Annotated in this window: 7 protein-coding genes and 1 pseudogene; all 8 read left to right on the top strand. The window is 53.0% G+C overall.

The window, feature by feature from the left end; genetic code table 11:
* Positions 1–139: pseudogene (gene tuf, locus WFN61_RS20315) on the top strand (elongation factor Tu); the annotation flags it as partial.
* 219 nt (positions 140–358) lie between these two features.
* Positions 359–742, top strand: a complete 384-nt coding sequence (gene secE, locus WFN61_RS20310; protein ID WP_003862342.1) for a preprotein translocase subunit SecE — start codon at positions 359–361, stop codon at positions 740–742.
* Position 743: 1 nt separating this feature from the next.
* Positions 744–1,289 (top strand): transcription termination/antitermination protein NusG, encoded by a 546-nt coding sequence (gene nusG, locus WFN61_RS20305; RefSeq protein ID WP_007665882.1) that lies wholly within the window; start codon positions 744–746, stop codon positions 1,287–1,289.
* Positions 1,290–1,452: 163 nt separating this feature from the next.
* Positions 1,453–1,881: a 50S ribosomal protein L11 gene (rplK, locus tag WFN61_RS20300; RefSeq protein WP_042395618.1), complete on the top strand. Its 429-nt coding sequence runs from the start codon at positions 1,453–1,455 to the stop codon at positions 1,879–1,881.
* A gap of 3 nt (positions 1,882–1,884) precedes the next feature.
* Positions 1,885–2,589 carry a 50S ribosomal protein L1 gene (gene rplA, locus WFN61_RS20295; protein ID WP_144819384.1) on the top strand — a complete coding sequence of 235 codons (705 nt, stop codon included), beginning with the start codon at positions 1,885–1,887 and terminating at the stop codon, positions 2,587–2,589.
* A 270-nt stretch (positions 2,590–2,859) separates the two neighbouring features.
* The gene (rplJ, locus tag WFN61_RS20290) at positions 2,860–3,357 is read left to right on the top strand and encodes a 50S ribosomal protein L10 (RefSeq protein ID WP_001207203.1); all 498 of its coding nucleotides are present in this window, start codon (positions 2,860–2,862) and stop codon (positions 3,355–3,357) included.
* A 66-nt stretch (positions 3,358–3,423) separates the two neighbouring features.
* Positions 3,424–3,789, top strand: coding sequence for a 50S ribosomal protein L7/L12 (gene rplL / locus WFN61_RS20285; protein ID WP_003033114.1), 366 nt, complete (start codon positions 3,424–3,426; stop codon positions 3,787–3,789).
* Positions 3,790–4,110: 321 nt separating this feature from the next.
* Positions 4,111–8,139 (top strand): DNA-directed RNA polymerase subunit beta, encoded by a 4,029-nt coding sequence (gene rpoB, locus WFN61_RS20280; RefSeq protein ID WP_042395609.1) that lies wholly within the window; start codon positions 4,111–4,113, stop codon positions 8,137–8,139.
* Positions 8,140–8,188 lie beyond the last annotated feature (49 nt).

Genomic DNA, 8,188 nt, shown 5'->3' with positions numbered 1-8,188 from the left:
GATGGTTATGCCGGGCGACAACATCAAAATGGTTGTTACCCTGATCCACCCGATCGCGATGGACGACGGTCTGCGTTTCGCAATCCGTGAAGGCGGCCGTACCGTTGGCGCAGGCGTTGTTGCTAAAGTTCTCAGCTAATCGCTGATAACATTTGACGCAATGCGCATGAAAAGGGCATCATTTGATGCCCTTTTTGCACGCTTTCGAACCAGAACCTGGCTCATCAGTGATTTTTTTTGTCATAATCATTGCTGAGACAGGCTCTGTAGATGGCGTAAGAGCCGGAGCATTTCGGTTAGGTTTGCCTCGCGTCCGCGGGGCAAAATGTTTTTCTGAATTCTTGTGACAGGTTGGTTTATGAGTGCGAATACCGAAGCTCAAGGGAGCGGGCGCGGCCTGGAAGCGATGAAGTGGGTTGTCGTTGCTGTATTGCTGATCGTAGCTATCGTTGGCAACTACCTCTATCGTGACATGATGCTGCCGTTACGCGCGCTGGCAGTAGTAATTCTTATTGCTGCAGCGGGTGGTGTCGCGCTGTTGACGACAAAGGGTAAAGCGACCGTTGCTTTTGCCCGTGAAGCGAGAACCGAAGTCCGTAAAGTGATTTGGCCAACTCGCCAGGAAACGTTGCACACTACACTGATTGTGGCCGCAGTGACCGCTGTTATGTCACTTATCCTGTGGGGACTGGATGGTATTCTGGTTCGCCTGGTATCCTTTATCACTGGCCTGAGGTTCTGAGATGTCTGAAGCCCCTAAAAAGCGCTGGTACGTCGTTCAGGCGTTTTCCGGTTTTGAAGGCCGCGTAGCGACTTCGCTGCGTGAGCATATCAAATTACACAATATGGAAGAGCTGTTTGGCGAAGTCATGGTACCGACCGAAGAAGTGGTCGAGATCCGTGGCGGCCAGCGCCGCAAAAGCGAACGCAAGTTCTTCCCAGGTTACGTTCTGGTCCAGATGGTCATGAACGACGCCAGCTGGCACCTGGTGCGCAGCGTGCCGCGCGTGATGGGCTTTATCGGCGGTACGTCAGACCGTCCGGCCCCGATCAGCGACAAAGAAGTTGACGCTATCATGAACCGCCTGCAGCAGGTTGGCGACAAGCCGCGTCCGAAAACCCTGTTTGAGCCGGGTGAAATGGTCCGTGTTAACGACGGTCCGTTTGCTGACTTTAACGGCGTGGTGGAAGAGGTGGACTACGAGAAGTCCCGCCTGAAGGTTTCTGTCTCTATCTTCGGTCGTGCGACGCCGGTAGAGCTGGACTTCGGCCAGGTCGAAAAAGCCTAATAGCCCAGGCGATCAAAAAAGCAACGATTTACCCGTTGCACAAGGCGCGAGATTGGACTACAATTTCGCGCCTTTTGTTTTTATGGGTCACGTACCCGTAAGACACACTATTTATCACGGGGAGCTTCATTGAAGCGCTATTACCCATACTGAGGATTTAAGAATGGCTAAGAAAGTCCAGGCCTACGTCAAGCTGCAGGTTGCAGCTGGCATGGCAAACCCGAGCCCACCGGTTGGTCCGGCTCTGGGTCAGCAGGGTGTTAACATCATGGAATTCTGTAAAGCGTTTAACGCCAAAACTGATTCCATCGAGAAAGGTCTGCCGATTCCGGTTGTTATTACCGTTTACGCTGACCGTTCTTTCACTTTCGTTACCAAAACGCCTCCGGCAGCTGTACTGCTGAAGAAAGCGGCTGGTATCAAGTCTGGTTCTGGCAAGCCGAACAAAGACAAAGTGGGTACAATTACTCGCGCTCAGCTGCAAGAAATTGCACAGACTAAAGCGGCGGACATGACTGGTGCAGACGTTGAAGCGATGACTCGCTCCATCGAAGGTACTGCTCGTTCCATGGGCCTGGTAGTGGAGGGTTAAGACATGACTAAACTGACCAAGCGCATGCGTGTTATCCGTGAGAAAGTTGATGCAACCAAGCAGTACGACATCAACGAAGCTATCGCTCTGCTGAAAGAGCTGGCTACCGCTAAATTCAACGAAAGCGTTGACGTTGCTGTTAACCTCGGCATCGACGCTCGTAAATCTGACCAGAACGTTCGTGGCGCAACCGTACTGCCTAACGGCACCGGTCGTTCCGTACGTGTAGCCGTATTTGCCCAGGGCCCGAACGCTGAAGCAGCTAAAGCTGCTGGCGCAGAGCTGGTAGGTATGGAAGATCTGGCCGATCAGATCAAGAAAGGCGAAATGAACTTTGACGTTGTTATTGCTTCCCCGGATGCAATGCGCGTTGTTGGCCAGCTCGGCCAGGTTCTGGGCCCGCGCGGCCTGATGCCGAACCCGAAAGTCGGTACCGTAACCCCTAACGTTGCTGAAGCAGTTAAGAACGCTAAAGCAGGTCAGGTTCGTTACCGTAACGACAAAAACGGCATCATCCACACCACCATCGGTAAAGTGGACTTTGACGCTGACAAACTGAAAGAAAACCTGGAAGCCCTGCTGGTTGCGCTGAAAAAAGCAAAACCGACTCAGGCGAAAGGCGTGTACATCAAGAAAGTTAGCATCTCCACCACCATGGGTGCAGGTGTTGCGGTTGACCAGGCTGGTCTGAGCGCAGCGGCGAACTAATATTCGCCTTTACGTGGGCGGTGGATTTGTCTACAATCTTCGCCCACGAAAGATTTTCGGTTGGAGCCTGGCCTAATCCAGGCCTCCGTCCAAGACCGCAGGTGTCCCGCAAGAGACTTAATTCCCTGCGTAGACGGTGACAGAACCTGAAGACATTTTTTAAGTATCTTTGGCTTGTTTCTGCTCACCGTATTTAGACGCTCCCTTCTTTGAGGGGAGTGAAGTGAGTTCCAGAGCATGAGCTCTGGCAAACATCCAGGAGCAAAGCTAATGGCTTTAAATCTTCAAGACAAACAAGCGATTGTTGCTGAAGTCAGCGAAGTAGCCAAAGGCGCGCTGTCTGCAGTAGTTGCGGATTCCCGTGGCGTTACTGTAGACAAAATGACTGAACTGCGTAAAGCAGGTCGTGAAGCTGGCGTTTACATGCGTGTTGTTCGTAACACCCTGCTGCGCCGCGTCGTTGAGGGTACTCAGTTCGAGTGCCTGAAAGACACGTTTGTTGGTCCGACCCTGATTGCATACTCTATGGAACACCCGGGCGCTGCTGCTCGTCTGTTCAAAGAGTTCGCGAAAGCGAATGCAAAATTTGAGGTTAAAGCCGCAGCCTTTGAAGGTGAGTTGATCCCGGCATCGCAGATCGATCGCCTGGCAACCCTGCCGACCTACGAAGAAGCAATTGCACGCCTGATGGCAACCATGAAAGAAGCCTCTGCAGGCAAACTGGTTCGCACTCTGGCTGCTGTACGCGATGCGAAAGAAGCTGCTTAATCGCAGTTATCTTTATCAAGCATCTGCTTACGTATAAACTTATTCTGATATTCAGGAACAATTTAAATGTCTATCACTAAAGATCAAATCATTGAAGCAGTATCCGCTATGTCCGTAATGGACGTTGTAGAGCTGATCTCTGCAATGGAAGAAAAATTCGGTGTTTCCGCTGCTGCTGCTGTAGCTGTTGCTGCAGGCCCGGCTGAAGCTGCTGAAGAGAAAACTGAATTCGACGTTATTCTGAAAGCCGCTGGCGCTAACAAAGTTGCTGTTATCAAAGCAGTACGTGGCGCAACTGGCCTGGGTCTGAAAGAAGCTAAAGACCTGGTAGAATCTGCTCCTGCCGCTCTGAAAGAAGGCATCAGCAAAGACGACGCCGAAGCTCTGAAAAAATCTCTGGAAGAAGCTGGCGCTGAAGTTGAAGTTAAATAAGCCAACCCTTCCGGTTGCAGCCTGAGAAATTAGGCTGATGGCTGGTGACTTTTTAGTCACCAGCCTTTTTGCGCTGTAGGGTGTTAGTAGCGTTTCACACTGTTTGGCTACTGATCTCCCTCACAATGCTTGTTTCTATCGACGACTTAATATATTGCGACAGCGCGTGAGCACTGTGTAAATCGTGACGAAATGGTTTAAGCGTGATAGCAACAAGCATTGCGGAAAGTGCTCCACTTTCCGGTCAACAAAATAGTGTTGCACAAACTGCCCCCGTCGTCGGGCAGATGGGTCGACTTGTCAGCGAGCTGAGGAACCCTAATGGTTTACTCCTATACCGAGAAAAAACGTATTCGTAAGGATTTTGGAAAGCGTCCGCAAGTACTGGACATTCCTTATCTCCTTTCTATCCAGCTTGACTCGTTCCAGAAGTTTATCGAGCAAGATCCTGAAGGACAATATGGTCTGGAAGCGGCGTTTCGTTCCGTGTTCCCGATCGCGAGCTACAGCGGTAACTCCGAGCTGCAATACGTCAGCTACCGTCTGGGCGAGCCTGTCTTTGATGTGAAAGAGTGCCAGATCCGCGGCGTGACCTACTCGGCACCGCTGCGCGTAAAACTGCGCCTGGTGATCTACGAGCGCGAAGCGCCGGAAGGCACCGTTAAAGACATCAAAGAGCAAGAAGTTTACATGGGCGAAATTCCGCTCATGACCGATAACGGTACCTTTGTTATTAACGGTACTGAGCGCGTCATCGTGTCTCAGCTTCACCGTAGTCCTGGCGTATTCTTTGACAGCGACAAAGGTAAAACGCACTCTTCAGGTAAAGTACTGTATAACGCGCGCATCATTCCTTACCGCGGCTCCTGGCTGGACTTCGAGTTTGACCCGAAAGACAACCTGTTCGTGCGTATCGACCGTCGCCGTAAGCTGCCTGCGACCATCATCCTGCGCGCGCTGAACTATACCACTGAGCAGATCCTTGACCTGTTCTTTGAAAAAGTCACTTTCGAAATCCGCGACAACAAGCTGCAGATGGAGCTGGTCCCGGAGCGTCTGCGTGGCGAAACCGCCTCGTTTGATATCGAAGCCGACGGCAAAGTGTATGTCGAAAAAGGCCGCCGTATTACCGCGCGCCACATTCGCCAGCTGGAAAAAGATGAGATCAAACACATCGAAGTACCGGTTGAATACATTGCGGGCAAAGTGGCTGCAAAAGATTACGTTGATACCTCCACCGGCGAGCTGATCTGCCCGGCGAACATGGAGCTGTCTCTGGATCTGCTGGCTAAGCTGAGCCAGTCCGGTCATAAACGTATCGAAACGCTGTTCACCAACGATCTGGATCACGGCGCGTACATGTCGGAAACGATTCGTGTCGATCCAACTACCGATCGCCTGAGCGCGCTGGTAGAGATCTACCGCATGATGCGTCCTGGTGAGCCGCCGACCCGTGAAGCAGCGGAAAGCCTGTTCGAGAACCTGTTCTTCTCCGAAGACCGCTACGATCTCTCTGCGGTTGGTCGTATGAAGTTCAACCGTTCTCTGCTGCGTGACGAGATCGAAGGTTCCGGTATCCTGAGCAAAGATGACATCATCCAGGTGATGAAAAAGCTCATCGGTATCCGTAACGGTATTGGCGAAGTGGATGATATCGACCACCTCGGCAACCGTCGTATCCGTTCCGTAGGCGAAATGGCGGAAAACCAGTTCCGCGTTGGCCTGGTCCGCGTTGAGCGTGCAGTGAAAGAGCGTCTCTCACTGGGCGATCTCGACACCCTGATGCCTCAGGATATGATCAACGCCAAGCCGATCTCTGCGGCAGTGAAAGAGTTCTTTGGCTCCAGCCAGCTGTCCCAGTTTATGGACCAGAACAACCCGCTGTCTGAGATCACGCACAAGCGTCGTATCTCTGCACTGGGCCCGGGCGGTCTCACCCGTGAGCGCGCAGGCTTTGAAGTTCGAGACGTACACCCGACCCACTACGGTCGCGTATGTCCTATCGAAACGCCTGAAGGTCCGAACATCGGTCTGATCAACTCCCTGTCCGTGTACGCACAGACTAACGAATATGGCTTCCTTGAGACGCCGTACCGTAAAGTCACCGACGGCGTTGTGACCGACGAGATCCACTACCTCTCTGCTATCGAAGAGGGTAACTACGTTATCGCCCAGGCGAACACCAACCTGGACGAAGAAGGTCGCTTTGTTGATGACCTCGTTACCTGCCGTAGCAAAGGCGAATCCAGCTTGTTCAGCAACGACCAGGTTGACTACATGGACGTTTCCACCCAGCAGGTGGTTTCCGTCGGTGCGTCCCTGATCCCGTTCCTGGAACACGATGACGCCAACCGTGCATTGATGGGTGCGAACATGCAACGTCAGGCGGTTCCGACCCTGCGCGCTGATAAGCCGCTGGTAGGTACCGGTATGGAACGTGCTGTTGCCGTTGACTCCGGTGTAACTGCGGTGGCGAAACGTGGCGGTACCGTTCAGTACGTGGATGCGTCCCGTATCGTTATCAAAGTTAACGACGACGAGATGTACCCGGGCGAAGCGGGTATCGACATCTACAACCTGACCAAGTACACCCGTTCTAACCAGAACACCTGTATCAACCAGATGCCGTGTGTCTCTCTGGGTGAGCCAATCGAACGTGGCGACGTGCTGGCAGACGGCCCGTCCACCGACCTCGGTGAGCTGGCGCTGGGTCAGAACATGCGCGTAGCGTTCATGCCGTGGAACGGTTACAACTTCGAAGACTCCATCCTCGTTTCCGAGCGTGTGGTCCAGGAAGATCGTTTCACCACCATCCACATTCAGGAACTGGCGTGCGTGTCTCGTGACACCAAGCTGGGGCCGGAAGAGATCACCGCTGACATCCCGAACGTGGGTGAAGCTGCGCTCTCTAAACTGGATGAATCCGGTATCGTTTACATCGGTGCGGAAGTGACCGGCGGTGACATTCTGGTTGGTAAGGTAACGCCGAAAGGTGAAACCCAGCTGACGCCAGAAGAGAAGCTGCTGCGTGCGATCTTCGGTGAGAAAGCGTCTGACGTTAAAGACTCCTCTCTGCGCGTACCAAACGGTGTTTCCGGTACGGTTATCGACGTTCAGGTCTTTACTCGCGATGGCGTAGAGAAAGACAAACGTGCGCTGGAAATCGAAGAGATGCAGCTGAAGCAGGCGAAAAAAGACCTGTCTGAAGAACTGCAGATCCTCGAAGCTGGCCTGTTCAGCCGTATCCATGCCGTGCTGGTATCCGGTGGCGTTGAAGCTGAGAAGCTCGACAAACTGCCGCGCGACCGCTGGTTGGAGCTGGGCCTGACCGACGAAGAGAAACAGAATCAGCTGGAACAGCTGGCTGAGCAGTATGACGAACTGAAACACGAGTTCGAGAAGAAACTCGAAGCGAAACGCCGCAAAATCACTCAGGGCGACGATCTGGCACCGGGCGTGCTGAAGATTGTTAAAGTGTATCTGGCCGTGAAACGTCAGATCCAGCCGGGTGATAAAATGGCGGGTCGTCACGGTAACAAGGGTGTTATCTCTAAGATCAACCCGATCGAAGATATGCCTTACGATGAGAACGGCACGCCGGTCGACATCGTACTGAACCCGCTGGGCGTACCGTCTCGTATGAACATTGGTCAGATCCTCGAAACCCACCTGGGTATGGCTGCGAAAGGCATCGGCGAGAAAATCAACGCCATGCTGAAGCAGCAGGAAGAGGTCGCGAAACTGCGCGAGTTCATCCAGCGTGCGTACGATCTGGGCACTGACGTTCGCCAGAAAGTTGACCTGAATACCTTCAGCGATGAAGAAGTTCTGCGTCTGGCTGAAAACCTGCGCAAAGGTATGCCAATCGCAACGCCGGTCTTCGACGGTGCGAAAGAGTCTGAAATCAAGGAGCTGTTACAGCTGGGTGGCCTGCCGACGTCCGGTCAGATCACGCTGTTCGACGGTCGTACCGGCGAGCAGTTCGAGCGCCAGGTTACCGTTGGCTACATGTACATGCTGAAACTGAACCACTTGGTTGATGACAAGATGCACGCGCGTTCTACCGGTTCTTACAGCCTGGTTACTCAGCAGCCGCTGGGTGGTAAGGCGCAGTTCGGTGGTCAGCGCTTCGGGGAGATGGAAGTGTGGGCGCTGGAAGCATACGGCGCAGCATACACCCTGCAGGAAATGCTCACCGTTAAGTCTGATGACGTGAACGGTCGTACTAAGATGTATAAAAACATCGTGGACGGCAACCATCAGATGGAACCGGGCATGCCTGAGTCCTTCAACGTACTGTTGAAAGAGATTCGTTCGCTGGGTATCAACATCGAACTGGAAGACGAGTAACTCTCGCTCAAACAGGTCACTGGTGCTGGGGTAATACCCGGCACCAGAT

Source organism: Pseudescherichia sp. AS216, assembly GCF_037152055.1.
Taxonomy (GTDB): domain Bacteria; phylum Pseudomonadota; class Gammaproteobacteria; order Enterobacterales; family Enterobacteriaceae; genus Pseudescherichia.
Note: the sequence above shows the minus strand (reverse complement) of the source record. Positions and strands in the feature narration are given on the sequence as shown.